Below are 20,193 nucleotides of genomic sequence, written 5' to 3'. Positions count from 1 at the left end.
CACGCAGCGGACCCCGGTGGGTGAATGGACCATTGCACGGCTCAGACGTATGCAATGGTCCATTGACGCGGAGCGGAGCGGAGCGGTGCGGCGGGGCGGGGGTCAAGCAGGCTGGGCGCTGAGCAATCTCGCGCAGCGCAGCAGACCGAGGTGACTGTAGGCCTGGGGATGGTTGCCGAGGGATCGTTCGGCGATGGGGTCGTATTCCTCACTGAGCAGTCCGGTGGGGCCTGCGGCGCTGACGAGTTGGGCGAACAGGGCTTCGGCTTCGGCGCGCTGTCCCACCAGAAGGTATGCCTCCACCAGCCAGGCCGCGCACAGGTGGAAGCCGCCTTCGCCGCCGGGGAGTCCGTCGTCGTGGCGGTATCGGTAGACGGTCGAGCCGCTGCGCAGTTCGGCTTCGGTGGCGGTGACGGTGGCCGCGAAGCGCGGGTCGGCCGGGTCGATCAGTCCGGACAGCCCGATGAACAGGGTCGCGGCGTCGAGGTCGGTGCCGTCGTACGCGGCGGTGAAGGACTGCACCTCCTCGTTCCAGCCGTTGGCGAGTACTTCCTCTCGGATGGTCTCGCGCAGAGGGGCCCAGCCGGGTTCCGTCGTACGGCCGAATGTTTCGGCGAGTCGGATGGCGCGATCGACGGTGATCCAGCCCATCACCTTGGAGTAGACGTGGTGGCGGGGGTTGTCGCGGATCTCCCAGATACCGTGGTCGGGTTCGAACCAGCGACGTTCGACGGCTTCGACCATGGCGCGGACGAGTTCCCAGTCATCTTCGGAGAGAACGTGTTCCGATCCTGCGGCCTTGCGTGCATGGGCGAGGGCGGACACCAGTTCGACGATGGGGCCGAACACGTCGAGCTGAACCTGTTGGTTGGCAGCATTTCCCACCCGTACCGGACGCGAACCGGCGTAACCGGGCAGCTCGTCGATGACGGCCTCGGGTGGCAGGCCGAGGCCCCAGATGGTGTATAGCGGGTGCAGGCGTTCGGGACCCGACACCGACTCGAGTACTCCGTGGATCCAGGACAGGTAGTTCTCGGCCTCGGCCGTCGAGCCGACGTCGACCAGTGCTGCCGCCGTCAGCGCCGCGTCGCGCAGCCAGCAGTAGCGGTAGTCCCAGTTGCGTACTCCGCCGATATCCTCGGGTAGCGAAGTGGTGGCGGCCGCCATGATCGAACCGGACTCGGCGTGCACCAGTCCGCGCAGAGTCAGTGCCGATCGCTTCATCAGATCGCGCTTGAGCGGCGGCAGATCCAGGCCGTCGGCCCAGTCCTTCCAGTACGCCTCCGATGCCCGACGACGCTCCACCTCGGCCCACGGGTGCTCGCTCAGATCATCCGTTCCGAGCCGCAATTCGAGAACGATCGGTCCGTTGGAGGGATCGACCTCGGCGTGTGCGGTTTGCTGGGATCCATCGGAGACGATGTTCCAGACGACGCCGGGGCTACGCAGCACCATCGGATCCGCGGTACCGAGGACGCGTAGGCCGTCGACGTCGGGTTCCAGTGACGCCCAGGCCTTTCCGAACTCCGGACGCGGCGCGAAGGTGACCACGGCGGTGGCCTTGCCGGTGATGACGCGGGTCAGAGCGGTCTGACCCTGGCCGACGTCGTGCGGCAGGTAGTCGGTGACCTGCAGGCTGGCCCACTTGGTCTGCACCGTCATCGTGCCGTCCACGTATTGCTGGCTCAGCGGCAACGATGTACGGGTGGGTCCGACGCTGAAGTGACCGGCCTGATCGCCGCCGAGCAGGTGCGCGAACACCGCCGCCGAATCGGGTTCGGGATGACACAGCCAGGTGACGTCGGCGTCGGGGGTCAGCAGTGCAACGGCATTGGGGCTGGCCAACATCGTCAGTCGCTCGATACGCGGGGCGTCGGCTCCCGAGAGCCACTGGCGTCGCTCTTCGAGCAGAAACGCCAGGGCGAGCGCGACCTGCTCGGTGCTGTCGATGCGGAACTCCGCCAGGGTGTCTCCCGGTCCGATCTTGACGCCGATGTCCGGCCCGTGCAGGTGTCCGAACGCCTTCTCGTCGGTGACGTCGTCGCCGAAAAAGACTGCGGCAGTAGCGGCTTCCTGGTGGCGAAGAATGTCGAGCGCGACGCCCTTGTCGGTGACGATGACCGCCAACTCGATGACGGACTTGCCCTCGGTAACCTGCACCCCGTCCCGCGCAGCCGCGCCGGATCGCACGGCCGCGAGGGCCTCGTCGCCTGCGGCGGTCTCGGCGTTGCGGACGTGCAACGCGACGCTGGCCGGCTTGGTCTCGATACTCACGCCTGGATGGGCGTCGGCGATGGCCTGCAGTTCGCCGGTGATGACGGTGAGGAGCTTCTTTGCGTTGTCGTCGATGGCGTTGACGAACCCGGCGTCGAACTCGCTACCGTGGCTGCCTACCAGCTGCACCTCGGACGGCAGCCGCGAGAGGATCGCGAGATCACGCAGGGCGCGTCCGGAGATGACGGCGGCGTTGGTTCCGGCCAGGGAAGCGAGCCCGCGCATGGCGCTGACCGACTCGGGGTGTGGGAACGCCTTCTGCGGGTCGGAGACGATCGGCGCCATGGTGCCGTCGTAATCGGACGCGACGAGCAGACGCGGAGTCCGAGCTACTCCAACGAGTGCGCGGCGAAGTTCGAGCGGCAATTCGAGAGCAGTCACCCGTCGAATCTAGGCGATGAACCCCGCCTCGGCGTACCTGGCTTTGTGCGCTCGGTGTATCACTGCTGGTCGGGCACCAGACCGGGCGACGGCGTCACACCCGAGGCCGCCGACATCGATGCTGCTGACTTGGTGACGATGGCCAACATGGCTCGCTGTGCGGCGTCGGCGTCACCGGACTGGATCGACGAGGCGACCACCCCGTGCAGACGAATTGCCTCCGGGTCGGCCTGCCTCGACATCAGGGCATGGCGGGTACGTCCGGCGAGTACCTCGACCACGATGTCGGACATCGATCGCAACATCGGATTGCCCGACGCCGCGAGCAGCGTGCGATGAAAATTGCAGTCGTGTTCGAGGTAGGCCTCGGAGTCGGCTGCTCTCGACGTCGACGACATTCCGATGACGGCGGCGGTCAACGCCCCGCATTGCTCGGGTGTCGCTCGGTGGGCGGCCAGCTTGGCTGCCAAAGGTTCGATCCCCGAACGCAATTCGCTGAGCAGTAGCAACTGTTCGGCGCGAGCCGGCCCGGCCAGTTGCCAGCGGATCACCACCGGGTCGAGTGAGTTCCAGTTCTCCGAGCCCTGCACGGTGATTCCGACGCGACGACGCACCGTGAGCAACCCCAGCGACTCGAGAACGCGCACGACTTCCCGCACGACGGTCCGCGACACGGTGAACCGCACGGCGACGTCGTCTGCCGAGATTCGGGTCCCGCTCGGGATCGCGCCGCTGACGATGTCGCGCCCGAGCTCGTCGAGCACCGAATCGTGCAGTTGGCGGAAGTCGTTGGTCTCGCTCATGTCCGGTCGATCGTCCCACGGGTTGCCCGGTTTCTCGCGTCTGTCCGATCCAGGCGGGCGCGATGGAGCAGTATCGAGGGATGGCATCGCAGACGACAGGTAGAGCACATCATCCGGTACTCGTGGTGATGGGAGTGTCCGGATCGGGCAAGTCCACGGTGGCGGGCATCCTCGCAGGTGCACTGAAATGGGACCTGCAGGAGGGCGACGACCTGCACCCGGACGCCAACGTGGCCAAGATGGCGTCGGGTCAGCCGTTGACCGACGAGGACAGATGGCCGTGGCTGGACGTGATCGCGGAATGGATCACCGACCACACCACCACGGGGCGATCGGGGATCGTGACGTGCTCGGCGCTCAAGCGGACGTATCGGGACGTGCTGGCTGCCGGGTCGAGGGAGGGGGCGGGAGTGATCTTCGTGCACCTGGCCGGAACGAAGGATCGGATCAGCGGCCGCCTCAACGCGCGGATGGACCACTTCATGCCGTCGTCGCTGCTCGACACCCAGATCTCCACCCTCGAGCCGCTGGGCGACGACGAGAACGCCATCGTCGTCGACATCGGTCCGCCCCCGACCAAGATCGCCGAGCGCATCCTCGTCGAACTCGAGACGCGGGCCGGGATGTCGGAGAGTCACTGACCGCCGGGTTTCAAGCAAGCGCGCTTGCTTTTAAGTACTACGAATGGACGAAAGAACTTGTAAAAGTACGACGAATGCGAGATAGTGAGCTTGTTCACTTTTCAGTGAGGAGACAGCTCATGGTGCGAGGCGCACCCGCCAGGCCGGTCCAACTTCCCGTTCCCAACGCCGATGTCTGGGACTGGCAACTCGACGGTCTGTGTCGTGGACTGGACTCGTCCGTGTTCTTCCACCCCGAAGGCGAGCGAGGTCGCGCCCGCACCTCGCGCGAGAAGTCCGCGAAGCAGGTCTGCGGCCGCTGCCCGGTACTCGAACAATGTCGCCAGCACGCACTGGAGGCCAACGAGCCCTACGGCGTGTGGGGCGGAATGTCCGCGCACGATCGCGCCGACTTCTACCGCGGAGCCATCCGGACCGCTTGATCCCGCCGGGGCATACGGGTGCGCTGCAGACGCGCGCGCATGTGCCGAACGCGGTCGTAATTGTCAACGCGCACATGGTAATTACGCGTGCTGCTGGTAAACGCGCGCGTGTGCGAGGACTGGTTCGCGGAGCCTTCGAGCCCTGACCGTCGCGGACTCGACCGAACTTGTCGGTGGTCTCGTGTTCCATGACGACCCATGAACAAGGTCCTGCGTGCGACGCTCGTCAGTGCGGTCGTCATCACCACCGTCATCGGAATCGCGTCGTTCGTGCTGAGTTTCGCCGCACTGTGGGATCTCGCCACGATGGCAGGCGTTCCACGCTCACTGTCCTGGCTGTGGCCGGTGATCGTCGACGGCACCATCCTGCAGGCCACCATCTCCGTCATCGCGCTCGCCCAATTCGAGGAGCAACGCAGTGGTCGACGCTTCTTCTGGGGCGTGTTGATCACGGCCGCTCTGGTCAGTATCGGCGCAAATGCCATGCACGCCTTCATCTCCGACGCCGGCACGCTGCATCCGGCCCTGTCGGCGGCCATTGCGACCGTCGCCCCGGTGAGCCTGCTGGCCGCGACCCACGGACTCGGCATCCTCGTTCGGGTACCGGCGGAACTGCCGAAGACCGCAGGCATCGCCGACGAACAACCCGTCGTCGACGAGGTGGCCTTCGCACCGAGAGCCGAACCGGCGACACCTGCGCCCGAACTCACCACCCCCGAGACGCCGGCACCCGCGCCGACGAAGCGCGTCGAGCCGGTCCACACCGAGCCGGTCCACCCCGAGCCGGAGCACATCCAGCCGGTCCGCGTCGAGCAATCCGTGCCCGAATCTCCCGTCACCTCGGTGCGCACGGTCGAGCCGCTCGACGAGGTGGATCGATGGATTCTCGACGAAGAACGAGTGGACGATCTCTATCCCGTCGACGCTCCGTGACATCCGGTGGCACCATCGAAGGATGAGTCAGAACTTGCCGAGATCCGTCGTTCCCGAGAAGCCGAAGCCGGGCCAGGAGTCGGTGTGGGATTACCCCCGCCCACCGCGGCTCGAGTCCTCCAACCGATCGCTGGTCGTCCGTCTCGGCGGTCAGGTGATCGCCCGCACCACCGCCGCGTACCGAGTGCTCGAGACGAGCCACCCACCGACCTGGTACATCTCACCTTCGGACGTGGTCCCGGGTGCGCTGACGCCCTCGGACGCCCGCTCGACGCACTGCGAGTGGAAGGGTGCGGCCACGTACTGGGATGTGCACGGAGGCGACGCCGTGGCACCGGCGGCGGCGTGGAGTTACGAGAACCCGACGCCACGGTTCGTCGACATCGCCGGCTACCTGGCCTTCTCGCCGAGCCGCGTCGAATGCGAGATCGACGGTGAGGCCGTGCGACCACAGGAAGGCGGGTTCTACGAGGGCTGGATCACCGACGATGTCGTCGGGCCGTTCAAGGGAATCCCCGGCTCCTACGGGTGGTGAGGGCTAACCGCCGGGCAACTCTGCGCGGGTGATGATCTGAATCGAACTCGCCGCACCGGGGTCGCTACCGGTCACCAGCACGTCCCCGGTGCGCGGATCGACGGCGACGGAATTGGCCTGCGTCACCGTCGGAACGTCGCCCAGAGTCCGAGGAGCGGCTGGATCGGACACGTCGACCACCCGCAGGAGATTCGACGCTGTCAGCGTCACGAACAGCAGCCGGCGTTCGGGATCGACGGCGAGCCCGTACGGGTTGCCGGGCGCATCGATCGACGCGATCTGGCGAATGCCTCCTGCGGTGTCGACCGAGGCGAGAAGGACCGTGCCGCCGTCGGTGTCGGCGAACCCGGCCACCGTCTGATTCACCGTCACCGCGTGCGTGAGCTTGACCCCGATCGGAGCCTGCGCCACCTCCTTGCGCGTCGCACCGTCGTAGACCCACACACCGTTGCCCTGCACGTCCGCGACGGCAGCGTAGGGACCGAGAGCGGCGACTCCACCGGGTTGGACGGGCCCGGGCGGAAGCTCCGACACCACCGACCCGTCGCGGAGGAAGATCACTCCGCCACCCATTTCGTTGGTGGCCACGATGGTGCCGTCGGAGGTCTGCACGGCGTCGTGTGGTTGACGGCCCACCCCCGTGGCGGTCGACAGGATCGCGCCGTCGTCGAGTGAGATCTCGAGCAGTTCGTCACTGCCTTCGAGCGGAACCAACACCGGGCCGTCGGGACCTGCGAGCGAGAGATGGCGCGGTGCACCCGTCGTCGCGACCATCTGGCGCACGACACCGGTGGCCGCATCGAACAGCACCACGCCGTCGGGTTCACGTACCCCGGCAGCTGCGATGCCGGACGAGCCGACCACGACACCCTCGGGAGCACCGGGAAGGGCGACGACGGTTCCGATCGGGTCGGCCGAGTCCGGGGCCTGTGCCGGCTCGGCCGCCGGAGTCGTTGCGGGAGGATTGGTTTCGTCGACAGTGTCGGCAGAGCAGCCGGTCACCAACAGGAGCGCGGCCGCAACCGTCACCAGGCGTGCCCGCATCATCGGCGGTACTGCTCGAAGTGCAGGGCGTCGTCCAGAGGACGACGGGTGCGCCACCCGAAGCGCTCCAGATCGGGAACCTCCTGGAACGATTCGACCGGACCCACACACAGCCACGCGATGGGGCGAACCGGTGCGGGGATGTCGAGCAGTTCGGTGAGATAAGCCTCGTCGTAGAAGGAGACCCAGCCGACGCCGACGTTCTCGGCTATCGCTGCGAGCCAGAGATTTTCGATGGCCAGTACGGCGGAGAACAATCCGGTGTCGTCGACGGTGTCGCGGCCGAGGACGTGCCGACCTCCACGGCCCGGATCGTAGGTGACCACCACCCCGGTTCCGCTCGTCTCGATTCCCTCGATACGGATGGGGTCGAACGTCTTTCGGCGTTCGGCATCGAGCTTGTCCGCGAAGTCCTGTCGGCAGCCGGCCACGTGGGCGGCGAAGGCGCTCAGGGTATCGGGCTTGCGGACGATCACGAAGTCCCAGGGTTGGGTGTTGCCGACGCTCGGGGCCTGATGCGCGGCACCGAGGATGCGGCGCAGCGTCTCGTCGTCGACGACGGTTCCGTCGAACTCGGCGCGAACGTCGCGGCGAGATCGAATGGCTGCATACACCGACAGGGCTGCCTCGGTCATGATATCCGTTCTCCTGTAACACTTCTCAGACGTTCGTCGAGCTCGGCGACGAGGGCGGGCAGTCGATCTGCCGAGGTGGGCCGGCCGAGGTGGAAACCTTGTGCCCGACCGCACCGGAGCTCACGCAACGCCGTCATCGTCATCTCGTCCTCCACGCCCTCGGCCGTCACCGACAATCCCAGAGTACGGGCCAGTTCGACGGTCGAGCGCACGATGGCGGCGTGTGCGGGATTGTGGGCCATGCCGGCGATGAAGGCGCGATCGATCTTCAACTCCTGGACCGGCAACCGCTCGATGTAGGCGAGTGAGCTGTAGCCCGTGCCGTAGTCGTCGATGGCGACCTGCACACCCATCGCGTGCAGAATCGACAGCTTCTCCGTCGCGCCCACCGGGTCGGTCATCGCCGAGGTCTCGGTCACTTCCACCGTCAATCGCCACGGAGGGCAGTCGAATTCGGTCAGCGCCGTGCACACCTGCTCGATCAAGGTGTCGTCGAACAGATTTCGAGTCGAGATGTTGAGAGCGATGCTCAGGTCGAGACCGTCGGCCAGCCATTGCCTGCGTTGGGCGAGGGCGTGCGTGAGAACGTAGTTCGTCAGCGGCCGGATCAGTCCGGTACGTTCGGCGGTGGGCAGAAATGCGCTGGGGGACAGGACGTTACCGTTCGGGTGATGCCACCGCAGTAGTGCTTCCACGCCGACGACGCTCATCGTCCTGAGGTCGACCTGAGGCTGGTAGTGCAGCCGCAGCTGGTCCGATTCGAGTGCTGTGGTGAGCTCGCCGAGCATGATGAGTTGCTCGCTCTTGTCCCGGTCCATCGATCGGTCGTAGTACGCAACGCGCGACTGAGCGGCTTTCGCCGTCTGGACGGCGAGGTCGGCGCGCTGCACGAGGCGATCCGGTGTGGTCTCCTCGTCGCCCTCGGTAGCCGGAGAGTTCGACGCGACACCGACGCTCGCTTCGATCAGCAGAGTCATGTTCTCCACCTCGAAAGGCGTGGCGAATTGCTGTTGAATCTTCTCGGCCAACGCGGCCGGGTCCATCGATTCCGCCGGCCCGCACAGCGCGAACTCGTCACCGGCCAAGCGTGCCAACAGAATCGATTCGTCGACGATACTTCGTAGGCGGTCGGCGACCACCACGAGAACCCGGTCGCCCAGGCCGCGCCCGAACGTGTCGTTGATCTCTTTGAAACGATCGATATCGACGGTCAGCAATGTCGATCCGCCGGCATTGCTCCAGACCTGATGTTCCAGGGCGCGTAAATTGGCCAACCCGGTGAGGTGATCGGTGTCGGCGACTGCACGCAACTGCACCGTTTGAGTGTGCAGCAACCGCAACAGATCGGTGATGCGAAACACCACCAGGATCACCAACGCTCCGGCGCAGAGCAGAACTGCCCAACCCCACTGCTCGATCGGTTCGTCGCGAACGACTTCGATGAACATGACGATCGGTGCGGTCAATGTGGCCGCAGTGAGCACGACGACCGTCGGGGTGGTGAACGACGCCATCAGATGTGCGTCGGATTCGATGTTCGGGTTGGTGATGCGGCGCATCGACGGGTGCAGGGCGGCGACGCCGATCAGGACGTAGGACAGGGTCCATCCGACGTCGAACAGCGACCGCTGGGACGAGGACGCGGGCATGATCGCGAAGTTGTTGACGGTGTCGGTGACGACGAGCAACAACACGGCGCAGGTGAGCAGTCGGTAGGACAGGGCTCGCCATTGTCGTGATCCGACGAAGTGGGCCAGCAGTCCGAGCAGGAAGATGTCCATCGCGGGGTACGCGACGTCGACGAGTCCGCCCAATCCGGAGATTCCTTCCGCGCCGAGCGTCGGCTGGACGGCGAAGACCCAGGTGAGCAGTCCGAAGGCCACCATGATGATGGCACTGTTGGCGACATGCCCACGCTCACTGGCCCGCCACTTGTGGCGGGCCAGCAGAAACAGGCCGAAACCGTAGATCGGATAGCCGACGAGGTACAGCGCATCGGCGATCGAGGGATACGGCACGCTGCCGCGAGTGACGTGGATCCACTCGAACACGATGTCGCCGAGCACCCACAGTGCGGTTCCGGTGGCGATGGCCAGCCAGGCTCTGCGGTTGGCGGGCCGGTGCATCCTGGTACCGATCACGGTGGCAGCGACGGCGGACGCTCCGACGAGTACGAAGACCGACTGAGCCCAGACGATCGTGGGGACGAGGAAGTAGACGACGCAGCCGACTGCGCCGAGCGCTGCGTACCACCGCCACCAGGCCGTCACGATTTTCTCCAGCCGTTCACGCCGATCCGACGGCTTCAACAATGTCACACTGACGTGATGTAGGTCACCTGCACTCGCGTCCCGTGACAGAAGTATGCCTCAGCGCTACGATCGATTATCGGTACGAAACTGTTTCGATTCGATGAGGGGGCACGGATGAACGGCGACGCCCCACGTCGGTCGAGGGTGAGTGTGGAGCGCGAGGGCGAGTTTCTCGACGCTGCGCTGCTCTGCCTCGGGGAGGTCGGTTACGACTCGCTGTCGATGGACCTGGTTGCCGAACGAGCGCAGTGCAGCAAAGCCACCCTCTATCGGAGGTGGTCGAGCAAGGCCGAGCTGGTGGTCGCTGCCATCGAATCGGTGGGCCCCCCGCCGTTCGTCGGCATCGATACCGGCGACCTTCGTGGAGATCTGCTCGAGCTGATGCACCGGGTGTCCGAGGGGGCGGAGCACGATCAACGTTTCGCCGCGGCGATCCACCATGCGGTGATGGTCGACGAACAGTTGGCGGCAGCGGTGCGGAGAACGTTCCTCGAACCCGAGGCTCGATTCCTCGAGTCGGTCGTCATGCGTGCGGTGGAGCGGGGGGAATTGTCGACCAGACCGCCCGCTGCCGATTTTCTGCAATACATGGTTTTCAGCGCGATCATGACGGGGCCATTGACCGATGCCAAGCCTTTGGATTCGGAATACCGAACCCGAATCATCGACGAGGTCATTCTGCCGGCCCTGCGCTCGGAGGCTCGCTGATCGCGAGCCTGTTCGGTCGGAGTTACGTTGCCTGCAGCGAACAATCGAAACTGTTGCACTGCAACATGATAAGAAACGATGACCCTTCCCGACATCCGAAGTGGATGTCGGGTATTCGTCGTGGATCGACTGTGTGCTGCCAGGCTTCTCACGGCTGAATTGGCAGGAAACTGCCAGCTTCCTGTATGGAATTTCCGGACCGAATGTCTCTATGGTTAACGGCATCCGAACAAACGGTAAACAGCGAGGATTACGCCGGCGCGCGGGCCGAACCACCCCCGGTAGCCAGTGCGAAATTCGATACAACTCGATCGGAATGCGATGAATTTCAACATTCAAGACCTGAGCGGAACGTTCTCGACGTTCGACATCGTGGTGTCTCTGACACTGTCGTTCGTCCTGTCGACCATCATCGGCTGGGTCTATCGACTCACCCACAAGAACGTCTCGTACAGCCAGTCCTACGTACAAACTCTCGTCACGGTGGGCATGGTCATCAGCCTGATCATGCTGGTCGTCGGATCGAACGTGGCGCGGGCGTTCGCCCTCGTCGGTGCGTTGTCCGTCGTCCGATTCCGCAACGCCATCAAGGAAACTCGCGACGTCGGCTTCATCTTCCTCGTGATGGCGATCGGCATGGCCACGGGAACGCGCTTCTACGTGTTGGCGATCGCGGCAACGTTCGCGATCTGCCTGGTGATGGTGGTGATGAGCAAGTTCGACTGGTTCAAGCTCGATGTGCAGCGTCAGGTCGTCAAGGTTCAGGTGCCACCCGACGCCGATTACACCGATCTGGTCGAGGACGTACTGATCAAGTACTGCAAGGAGTTCGAGCTTGTCAGTACCGAATCGGTGAGATCGGGCGCACTGACCGAGCTGTATTTCACCGCACAACTGCGGTCCGGCAAGAAGCCCGGTGAGTTGATCGCTGCCCTCAGTGAGGTCAATACCGGACAACGGGTTTCGGTACTCACCGGATACGACCAGACGGATATCTGATCGTGGCCGACCCGAACACGAACTTTCCCTCCGCTCCGACGACCCTGCGAAGGAGGTTGATCCATCGAATTCCTCGGACGGTGCGGCAGCACTGGAAGATCGCTGCCTCGCTCCTGGTGTTCGTCGTGGTGATGGCGACCGTGTTCGGGTCGACCCGGATCCGCCCGTACATCACCGGCGATGCAACCGTCATCGCGTCGGAGATCACCGAGAACGTCCAGGGCACGGTCGACCTCTTCGATCCCACTGTGTCGCATTCGATTTCGCTCGACATCGATGCCGGTGACTACCAGACCCTGAAGGACTCGTTCCAGAACGAGGGTGTCAAGGAATCGGTACCCGCCGACATCACCATCGACGGGACTCTGATCTCGGACGTCGGTATTCGACTGAAGGGCAACTCGACGCTGAGTTCGCTGAGCAACGACGACGGCACGATGCCGGGACGCGGTGGTGGCAATGCCGGCGCGGACCGCGCAGCACCCCCTGCGAACGGCGCAACCATGCCCGAGGGCGCGGCGATGCCCGAGGGCGCGGCGATGCCCGAGGGTGCAGCGATGCCGGAGGGTGCAGCCGTGCCTGCGGACGGTGCAGCCATGCCCGAGGGCGGGGGAATGCCCGGGGGAGCCGGGATGGGTGTGTTCGGTGAACCGCTCAGTTTCGATGCGCCCGAGGATCTTCCGTTTCTGATCGACTTCGCCGAGTACTCCGAGGGGCGGGCGTATCAGGGTCACACCACGCTCTCGCTGCGGCCGTACACTCCGGCGTTGAACGAGTCGGTCTCTCTTGCGATCACCGACGCTTCGGGCCAGCCGACCCAGGACTTCACCTACACCACGTACTCGGTGAACGACTCGGCCGAGACGACGCGACTGGTGGTCGTTGCTCCCGATGACGACTACGCCAATTCTCTGGAGGACGGCGACGGGGTGTTGTACAAGACCGGAGCGAATGCGAGCTTCACGTATCAGGGTGACGATCAGACCACCTATGCAGAGCAGTTCACCCAGATCAATGCCCGCGGGACAGCGGACCTGAAACCGATCATCACGCTGTTGAAGTGGCTCGACGGTGCAGACCAGGCCGAGTTCGATGCGCATCTGGCCGACTACGTCGACGTCGACTCGCTGGCGAATTATCTTGCACTGCAGAACTTGCTGGGCAACGGCGACGACATGGGCGGACCGGGAAAGAACTTCTATCTCTACTACGACCTGGACACGAAGAAGTTCTCCGTCGTGTCGTGGGATCTCAATCTGGCTCTGAATTCCGATTCCACCGCCGGGGCCCACGACGAAGTCTCGATGATTCCCGGTGGCGGAGGGGCAGGCGGTGGCATGCCGCAGCTGCCCGAGGGCTTCACCCCACCGGAGGGAATGGAGCTCCCGGAAGGCGGGGGCGTGCCCGAAGGTGGCCCGATGCTGGGTAATTCGCTCAAGGACATGTTCTTGGATTCGACGGAGTTCACCGACGAGTACGACACTGCGTTCCGCACGATCTACGACGAGTTGTGGGCCAGTGGCCGGGTGCTCGACATCGTCGACGAGGTCGCCGCGTCCGTTCCCACGTCGGCCGGTCTCTCCCAGGAGGACATCGACGCGGATGCTGCGGAATTGAAGTCACGGCTGCAGATCCGAATCGACGCACTCGCCGACGATCCTGTTGTCACGGGATCGTCGTGATGTCCCGGCGGTCAGCGGAGGGTCAGGGTGTCCGCCGGGGAAACCTCGCGGCGGGGGTCGCGCAGCGGCAGTCCGTTGAGCAGGACCATGCCCTCCATCACGAAGGAGGCGGCCTGCGCGAGCGTGCGCGCCGTACCCGTGGCCACCAGCAACTCCGGAACAGAGGTTCGACCGTTCATGAGCCGATGTTGCTCCCGGGTGGTGACGATCGCCGCTCGTTCGCGTGGCGGTCAGGCGACGCGTGGGTGAACAACAGGAATCGACGCGTGGGTCGGACTGTCGCCGCATGTGGGATCGGTGTCTCGGTTCTCGCGTCGTGCGGGGTGACCCAACCGGAGTCGACGGCAGCATTCGAGACCTGGTGTACTCCGACCGATCCGGGACTGTCCGAGCTCTCGGGCCTGGCGTGGACGGGCGATACCGGATACGCGATAGGAGATCGCGGCAGCGACGACCGGCTGGCGGTGCTCGACCGTGCCTGCGAGGTCACGAGGTGGGTCGAGGTCGGGGTCGAGACGGTCGACGTCGAGGACATGGCCGTCGATCATGCGGGGATCGTGTGGCTCGCCGACACCGGTGACAACGACAGTGACCGCGACAGCGTCACGCTGATCGGCGTCGATGTTCGGTCCGATCGGCGGACCTCCGTCTCTCTGCGCTACCCGGACCGCGCACACGACGTCGAGGCGTTCGCTCTGACGCCCAGCGGGCAACCGGTGTTGATCACCAAGGCCTCCGGCGGTGCGTCCGCCACGATATACAGCAGCGCCGAATCCGTCACCGCCTCTCCGCAATTGATCGATCTTGCTCGCAATGGAACGGTGTCGGCGACGGCACCGGACGGATCGAGCAGGCCGATCACCGGGGCGGCCGTCGATGCCGATGCCACTGTGGGGGCACTGCGAACGAAGAAGGATCTGTTCGTCTTCGATATCGCCGACGGCGATGTGGCCGCGGCATTCTCGGGCGCTCCAACCGGTGTTGTCGAGGGCCCCGATCAACCACAGGGCGAGGCCGTCGCCTTCACCGACGCGGGTGAACTGCTGCTCGCGTCCGAGGCCGACGGAGCTGCCGACTTGCCCGCCGTAGTGCTCGCTCCGTTCCACCGTTCGTAGGAAGAAGGAATCCGCATGAGTCTGTTCGACAAATTTCGACCCAAGGCCGCACTGGAGAAGCAGGGTGCGTCGCCGGAAGACCTGACCACCGAGCCCACCGGTTACCAGCAGACCGCAAGCAAGCTGCACTCGTTCAACCGGTACGAGATCAAGTACTTCGTCGCCGAGGCAGACGTCGCGCAGGTCCGTGAAGAGCTGACGGCGCGGATGGACACCGATCCGTTCTCGCCGAAGGGCGGTTACCCGGTCACCTCGCTGTACTACGACACCACCGACCTGCGGTTCTACTGGGAGAAGATCGAGGGCCTGAAGTTCCGACGCAAGGTGCGGGTGCGCCTGTACGGGGCGCCGTCGGAGTGCACGGACGACACACCGGTGCAGATCGAGATCAAGCAGCGCGTCAACAGGGTCACGCAGAAGCGTCGAATCTCGTTGCCCTACGACGTTTCTCAGCGGTGGTTGAACGGACGTGAGGAGATCGACTGCGATCCGAGTCAACGCCCGTTCGTCAACGAGGTCAGTACGTTGATCGCCAATCTCGACCTGCGTCCGATGGTGACGACCGGCTATCTACGCGAGGCGTACGTCGGACGCGAGGCCGATCTGGGGCTTCGGGTAACCATCGATCACAAGGTGCACGGACGCGACCGCGACTTCCGCTTCGACTCCGGTGCCGAGAATCGGTTCATCATTCCGCCCAAGCTGGCCATCCTGGAGATCAAGGCCAACGAGCGGGTTCCGTACTGGGTGACCGATATGACGGCTCGCATGAACATGTCCGTCATTCGCGTCTCGAAGTACTGCCAGTCCATCGAGGCATTCGGAATGGCACCCCGATCACGCGCCGGTGCACCCGAACTCGTGCTTCCCGCCGATGCCGATCATCGCGTGCCGTCGGATCTACTCGAGCCATACGCCGGCGCTCGCCGGTAGCCGACTCACCCCTAGGAGCCGCACGATGTTCGCACGCTTCAAGCCCAAGTCCGTTCTGTTCTACGACCTGTTCAACTCCTCGGCTCAACTGCTGGCCGCCGGAGCCAAGACGTTGACCGAACTGCTCGAATCCGCACCGGAGATCGATGCTGTGGCGCGTCGCATGGTCGATCTCGAGCACGAAGCAGACAGCATCACTCACGACCTGTTCCGCACCCTGAATTCGAGTTTCATCACCCCGTTCGATCGCACCGACATCTACGTCCTGGGTTCGAGTCTCGACGACGTGATGGACCACATGGAAGCGGCGACTCATCTGCTCTCGCTCTACCGGATCGACCGACTCACCCCGCACATGCACGACATGATCGACATCCTCGACCGGTCGGCGAAAGTCACTGCGGAAGCCATGCCGAGGCTGGCGTCGATGAAGGATCTCGAGCGCTACTGGATCGAGATCAACGAGCTCGAGAACCGGGCCGACCATGCCTATCGGACATTCCTGGCGGATCTGTTCGATGGCCGTTTCGACGCGTTGACCGTGATGAAACTCAAGGGAGTGGGCGACGAACTCGAAGATGCCGCAGACGCTTTCGAGAAAGTCGCGCACGTCATCGAATCCATCGTGTTGAAAGAGACGTGAGTGCGCGGTGGTAGCACTCGTTCTTGTCATCACTCTGGCGATGGCGTTCACCTTCACCAACGGCTTTCACGATTCGGCCAATGCCATCGCGACGTCGGTGTCCACGCGTGCACTCACACTGCGTTCGGCTCTGCTCATGGCCGCGGTGGGAAACCTGCTCGGCTCCTTCTTCGGTGCGAAGGTCGCCTCGACGGTCGGCGAGGGAATCATCGCCCTCGATGTCGGATCCGACGCATTGCTCGTGGTCGGGTGCGCCCTGGTCGGTGCCATCGCCTGGAATCTGATCACGTGGTGGTTCGGGTTGCCGTCCTCGTCCTCGCACGCATTGGTGGGCGGCATGGTGGGAGCTGCACTCGCAGGCGGAATGACAGTGCTGTGGGGAGGCGTCGCGACCAAGGTAATCCTGCCGATGATCGTTTCTCCTGCAGTCGGTTTCGCGCTCGGAAGTGCCGCGATGGTGGCCATTCTGTGGATGTTCCGCCGCTCGTCTCCCAGTGCCACCAGCCGCGGATTCCGGCGAGCTCAGACATGCTCGGCCGCAGCCATGGCCTTCGGGCACGGTATGCAGGATGCGGCCAAGACGATGGGCATCGTGGTTCTGGCACTGGTGGTGTCGGGTCATCAGGCCGATTACACGATTCCTCTGTGGTGCTATTTCCTCACCGCGACGGTGCTGGCGGTCGGAACAGCGACCGGAGGAATGCGGATCATGCGCACCCTCGGCCGCAAGATCATCGAACTCGACCCACCCCAGGGCTTCGCGGCCGAGGCGACCGCATCCGCGGTTCTCTACGTTGCCTCGATCGGACTGGGAGCACCGGTATCGACGACGCATGTCATTTCGTCGGCGATCATGGGCGTCGGGGCGACCAAGCGCACGACGGCCGTGCGTTGGGGAACGGCGGGAAACATGCTCGCGGCGTGGGTCACCACGCTGCCCGCGGCGGCAGCTGTCGCCGCGCTGACCTACGTGGTTGCCGGGGTGGTCCTGTGAAGTCGCGAGTAGGTCGGACATCGGTGAGTGCTGCACTGTGCGTGATGGCGTTGACCGCCGGCTGCAGCTACGAGCTGACGTCCTCCGGCGCAGGGAGCGATGTGTCGCGTGATGTTCAGGAGGCACGGGACGGTTTTCTCGAGACCCCGGGAATGGCCGAACTGTTCGACGACCTCTACGGGCAGGGCATCGGAACGACCGTCAACGAGGTGTTCGCGCTCGGTATCTACATTCCCGGCTTCTGCGAGACCCGCGCCCAACAGGGACTCACGGAGGAGGAAGCCGTCGCAGAGGTGACCGATTCTCTGGGAGCAACCTACGACAAGGGGACCGGCGAACCCTGGGCCGAGCCGATCGTGCAGGCCGCGGAGGAGCACGTCTGCCGCTGAGTCGGGTGCGGTGTCGGTGGGCCGTGCGAGCATGGACTCGTGGAGTCCAGCGGCCGACCCGTGGCGAGCATCATGCACGCCGATCTGGACTCCTTCTATGCCTCGGTGGAGCAGCGTGACGACCCGCGGTTGCGCGGCAGGCCGGTGATCGTCGGCGGGGGAGTGGTGCTCGCCGCCAGCTACGAGGCCAAGGCCTTCGGGGTACGCACGGCGATGAGCGGTGGGCAGGCCCGCGCCGTGTGCCCGCAGGCGATCGTCGTCCCGCCACGCATGGATGCCTATTCGCAGGCGAGCAAGGACGTGTTCGACGTCTTCCACGACACCACCCCGCTGGTGGAGGGCATCTCCATCGACGAGGCATTTCTCGACGTCGGCGGCTTGCAGAAGATAGCGGGCAGTGCGACCGAGATCGGTCGGCAACTGCGCCGGGACGTCGCCGAGCAGGTCGGGCTGCCCATCACCGTCGGGATCGCCACCACCAAGTTTCTGGCCAAGGTGGCCAGTGCCTTCGCCAAGCCCGACGGCCTTCTTCTCGTGCCGCCCGGCGGCGAACTCGAGTTCCTGCATCCGCTGAACATCGAAAGGCTCTGGGGCGTAGGCAAAGTGACCGCCGAGAAGCTGCACGTCCTCGACATCAGGACCGTCGGGGATATCGCAGCCTACGGCGAGCGGTCGTTGGCATCGGTGCTCGGCAAGGGAGCGGGCGCCCATCTGTACGCGCTCGCCATGGGCCGGGATCCGCGACGCGTCCAACCCGGGAAGTCACGCAGTTCCATCGGCGCGCAGCGGGCACTCGGACGCGGCAGGCACGACGCGGCCGAGGTGGAGGCCTCGTTGATCGGGCTCGTCGATCGCGTCACGCACCGTATGCGCGCAGCAGAGCGAACCGGTCGAACGGTCATGTTGCGCTTACGGTTTGCCGATTTCACTCGCGCTACCAGATCACACACGCTCGATCGCGCCACCGCCGACACCCGAGACATCCTGGACGCCGCACTCGAACTGCTCCGTGATGCCGCACCGCTGATCGCCGAGAAGGGCATCACCCTCGTCGGTGTCACCGTCTCGAGTATCGACAAGGGTGGAGCCGAACAGCTCGAGTTGCAGTTCGACGCATCGCAGGTGCGGACGCCGCCGGAGGCATCGGCTCTCGACCGTGCGCTCGACGGGGTGCACAAGAAGTTCGGATCGACATCGCTCACTCGTGGGGTGCTTCTCGGCCGCGATCCGGGAATCTCGGTTCCGCTGTTGCCGGACTGACTAGTGCCGAGTCGACGGTTGCACCCGAAAGCCCGTGGGCATCATGGTCAGTCGCTCCACGACCTGAAGCCGGTACGAAGGGTCGGCGTGCAGATCGAAACGCTGGAGAATGGTTCCGAGTACCAGGACCGCCTCGTGAATGGCGAATTGCCTTCCGATGCAGGCACGTTCACCGGTACCGAAGGGCTTGTAGACATGAGCCGGTCTGGCCCTGATGCGGTCGGGTAGAAAGTTGTCCGGGTCGAACTCGCCGGGACGATCGCCCCACACCGGATCGCGATGCAGGGCCGTCACCAGCACGATCGCCCAGTCCCCGGCCGCCATTCGGTAGCCGTCACCGACGGTGGTCTCGGCCCGTGCTCCTCGGCCGAACGCGGGAACCGTCGGCCACAGGCGCAACGATTCGTCGAGGACTCGGCGGACGTACCGTAGCTTGGGGACCTGCCCGAACTCGGGCTTGCCCGCACCCCAGACCTCGTCGACCTCGGCGCGGGCCCGTTCGAAGACCTCCGGATGTGTCGCCAGGTAGTACAGCGCGAACGACAGCGCACCGGAGGTGGTCTCGTGCCCGGCGATCAAGAACGTCAAAATCTGGTAGCCGATGTTGGCTTCGCTCAACGCATTCGGATTTTCGACGTCGCGTGCCGCGTTCATCATGATCTGCAGCAGGTCGTCGAAGTTCTCGGTGGACCGGCGTCGAGTTCGGACGACGTCTGCGAGGACATCGGCCAAATACTGTTTGTTCTGCGCGTACGCGCGATCCGAGCGGGCCAACAAGGGTTTGGCGAACGCAGGGACCTTCAGAAACGCCCGCCGCTGGTTGTAGGTCAGTGCGCCGACCATCGCGGAGACGAACGGATGCGGCTCGGTTCGGTCGAACGAACCGAAGCTGTAACTGAACCCGGTGCGACCGATGGTCTCGAGCGTCAGCTTCGTCATGTCCGAGGACACGTCGGTCGTCGCCCCGGTGCGTGCGCAACCTTCCCAGTGCCGAACCAGATCGTCGGCGACGTCGACCATGATCTCGTGATAACCGCGCATGGCACCGGCGGTGAACGCCGGACGCAACAGATCGTGGGCGCGTTGCCAATTCGGTTCGTGGTTGTAGGCGGTGAACAGACCGTCGGCTCCGATGTCGCGTAGATTCTCGACGCCGGGAGGGAGAAACTTCTCGAACCGCTTCTCGTCGCACAGTTCGCCCACCACATCGGCACCCGAGGCGAACACGAACCGTCGGCCGAGGATGCTCCGCTCGAACATGGTGCCCAGGCGGCCGGCCATGGCGGTCGAGTCCTGAACCGGTGTGCGCGGGTTGATTCCGAGAACGTCGCCGAGCACGGGGACTCGGTACGGGGGATGCGGCAGAGCGTCATTTCGTACCGCGAACTCTGTCGACATCGCCACTCCATCGTTTAGAGACAAGCCTGTTGAACCGGTGTCCAATAGTGACCGTACTCACTGTTGAACCCGTGTCAAGTAAAGTTCGAGTC

The 20,193-nt window shown here is 64.6% G+C and carries 20 protein-coding genes; 13 read left to right on the top strand and 7 right to left on the bottom strand.

The annotated features are described in order from the left end of the window. Positions 1-102 precede the first annotated feature (102 nt). Both otsB and CH249_RS18900 read right to left on the bottom strand, forming a co-directional pair. Positions 103-2,655, bottom strand: a complete 2,553-nt coding sequence (gene otsB / locus CH249_RS18905; RefSeq protein WP_094681975.1) for a trehalose-phosphatase — start codon at positions 2,653-2,655, stop codon at positions 103-105. A gap of 59 nt (positions 2,656-2,714) precedes the next feature. Beyond that, positions 2,715-3,458 (bottom strand): FadR/GntR family transcriptional regulator, encoded by a 744-nt coding sequence (locus CH249_RS18900; RefSeq protein WP_032397182.1) that lies wholly within the window; start codon positions 3,456-3,458, stop codon positions 2,715-2,717. Between the two features lie 80 nt (positions 3,459-3,538). On the opposite strand from CH249_RS18900, the gene CH249_RS18895 reads away from it, so the two are divergent. The 4 genes from CH249_RS18895 (at position 3,539) to CH249_RS18880 (ending at position 5,989) form a co-directional block, all read left to right on the top strand. Then, positions 3,539-4,099, top strand: a complete 561-nt coding sequence (locus CH249_RS18895; protein WP_094681974.1) for a gluconokinase — start codon at positions 3,539-3,541, stop codon at positions 4,097-4,099. Between the two features lie 119 nt (positions 4,100-4,218). Then, on the top strand, positions 4,219-4,521 hold the full coding sequence (locus CH249_RS18890; RefSeq protein ID WP_032397411.1) for a WhiB family transcriptional regulator: 303 nt from the start codon (positions 4,219-4,221) through the stop codon (positions 4,519-4,521). Between the two features lie 198 nt (positions 4,522-4,719). Then, positions 4,720-5,454: a DUF2637 domain-containing protein gene (locus CH249_RS18885; protein ID WP_094646757.1), complete on the top strand. Its 735-nt coding sequence runs from the start codon at positions 4,720-4,722 to the stop codon at positions 5,452-5,454. Between the two features lie 22 nt (positions 5,455-5,476). Next, complete coding sequence (locus tag CH249_RS18880) at positions 5,477-5,989, top strand: DUF427 domain-containing protein (RefSeq protein WP_032397179.1); 513 nt, start codon at positions 5,477-5,479, stop codon at positions 5,987-5,989. 3 nt (positions 5,990-5,992) lie between these two features. Here CH249_RS18880 and CH249_RS18875 read toward each other — a convergent pair whose 3' ends face one another. Genes CH249_RS18875 through CH249_RS18865 form a run of 3 tightly spaced genes read right to left on the bottom strand, consistent with a single transcriptional unit; the run spans position 5,993 to position 9,938 of the window. After that, entirely contained in the window at positions 5,993-7,036 is a 1,044-nt protein-coding gene (locus CH249_RS18875) for a hypothetical protein (RefSeq protein WP_256988369.1), read from the bottom strand. Further along, the gene (gene bluB, locus CH249_RS18870; protein ID WP_179273151.1) at positions 7,033-7,653 is read right to left on the bottom strand and encodes a 5,6-dimethylbenzimidazole synthase; all 621 of its coding nucleotides are present in this window, start codon (positions 7,651-7,653) and stop codon (positions 7,033-7,035) included. Before bluB ends, CH249_RS18875 begins: the two co-directional genes overlap by 4 nt. An 11-nt stretch (positions 7,654-7,664) precedes the next feature. Continuing rightward, complete coding sequence (locus CH249_RS18865) at positions 7,665-9,938, bottom strand: bifunctional diguanylate cyclase/phosphodiesterase (protein WP_094681972.1); 2,274 nt, start codon at positions 9,936-9,938, stop codon at positions 7,665-7,667. Positions 9,939-10,094: 156 nt separating this feature from the next. Between CH249_RS18865 and CH249_RS18860 the strand changes: the two genes are divergently transcribed. The 3 genes from CH249_RS18860 to CH249_RS18850 all read left to right on the top strand — a co-directional run bounded on the left by CH249_RS18860 (position 10,095) and on the right by CH249_RS18850 (position 13,369). Continuing rightward, positions 10,095-10,688 (top strand): TetR/AcrR family transcriptional regulator, encoded by a 594-nt coding sequence (locus CH249_RS18860; RefSeq protein ID WP_094630989.1) that lies wholly within the window; start codon positions 10,095-10,097, stop codon positions 10,686-10,688. A gap of 321 nt (positions 10,689-11,009) precedes the next feature. Then, positions 11,010-11,687 (top strand): DUF4956 domain-containing protein, encoded by a 678-nt coding sequence (locus CH249_RS18855; RefSeq protein WP_094681971.1) that lies wholly within the window; start codon positions 11,010-11,012, stop codon positions 11,685-11,687. Positions 11,688-11,731: 44 nt separating this feature from the next. Continuing rightward, positions 11,732-13,369, top strand: coding sequence for a CotH kinase family protein (locus CH249_RS18850; protein WP_094682002.1), 1,638 nt, complete (start codon positions 11,732-11,734; stop codon positions 13,367-13,369). A gap of 11 nt (positions 13,370-13,380) precedes the next feature. On the opposite strand, the gene CH249_RS28025 is transcribed toward CH249_RS18850, so the two are convergent. After that, on the bottom strand, positions 13,381-13,548 hold the full coding sequence (locus CH249_RS28025; protein WP_155290818.1) for a hypothetical protein: 168 nt from the start codon (positions 13,546-13,548) through the stop codon (positions 13,381-13,383). Positions 13,549-13,635: 87 nt separating this feature from the next. Here CH249_RS28025 and CH249_RS18845 point away from each other — a divergent pair, with 87 nt between their 5' ends. The 6 genes from CH249_RS18845 to dinB all read left to right on the top strand — a co-directional run bounded on the left by CH249_RS18845 (position 13,636) and on the right by dinB (position 18,703). Then, on the top strand, positions 13,636-14,484 hold the full coding sequence (locus tag CH249_RS18845) for a hypothetical protein (protein WP_143544547.1): 849 nt from the start codon (positions 13,636-13,638) through the stop codon (positions 14,482-14,484). A gap of 15 nt (positions 14,485-14,499) precedes the next feature. Next, positions 14,500-15,417 (top strand): polyphosphate polymerase domain-containing protein, encoded by a 918-nt coding sequence (locus CH249_RS18840; RefSeq protein ID WP_032397173.1) that lies wholly within the window; start codon positions 14,500-14,502, stop codon positions 15,415-15,417. A 25-nt stretch (positions 15,418-15,442) separates the two neighbouring features. Further along, complete coding sequence (locus CH249_RS18835) at positions 15,443-16,060, top strand: DUF47 domain-containing protein (RefSeq protein WP_094646763.1); 618 nt, start codon at positions 15,443-15,445, stop codon at positions 16,058-16,060. 7 nt (positions 16,061-16,067) lie between these two features. Further along, complete coding sequence (locus CH249_RS18830; protein WP_032397171.1) at positions 16,068-17,054, top strand: inorganic phosphate transporter; 987 nt, start codon at positions 16,068-16,070, stop codon at positions 17,052-17,054. Positions 17,055-17,077: 23 nt separating this feature from the next. Then, complete coding sequence (locus tag CH249_RS18825) at positions 17,078-17,443, top strand: hypothetical protein (RefSeq protein WP_143544545.1); 366 nt, start codon at positions 17,078-17,080, stop codon at positions 17,441-17,443. Positions 17,444-17,515: 72 nt separating this feature from the next. Beyond that, positions 17,516-18,703 carry a DNA polymerase IV gene (dinB, locus tag CH249_RS18820; RefSeq protein ID WP_179272863.1) on the top strand — a complete coding sequence of 396 codons (1,188 nt, stop codon included), beginning with the start codon at positions 17,516-17,518 and terminating at the stop codon, positions 18,701-18,703. Here the strand turns inward: dinB and CH249_RS18815 are convergent, their stop codons facing one another. Beyond that, positions 18,704-20,101: a cytochrome P450 gene (locus CH249_RS18815; RefSeq protein WP_094646871.1), complete on the bottom strand. Its 1,398-nt coding sequence runs from the start codon at positions 20,099-20,101 to the stop codon at positions 18,704-18,706. Between the last annotated feature and the right edge of the window lie 92 nt (positions 20,102-20,193).

The organism is Rhodococcus sp. 05-2255-3B1 (genome assembly GCF_002258545.1).
Classification (GTDB): Bacteria; Actinomycetota; Actinomycetes; order Mycobacteriales; family Mycobacteriaceae; genus Rhodococcoides.
This window is presented reverse-complemented; position numbering and strand designations above follow the sequence as displayed.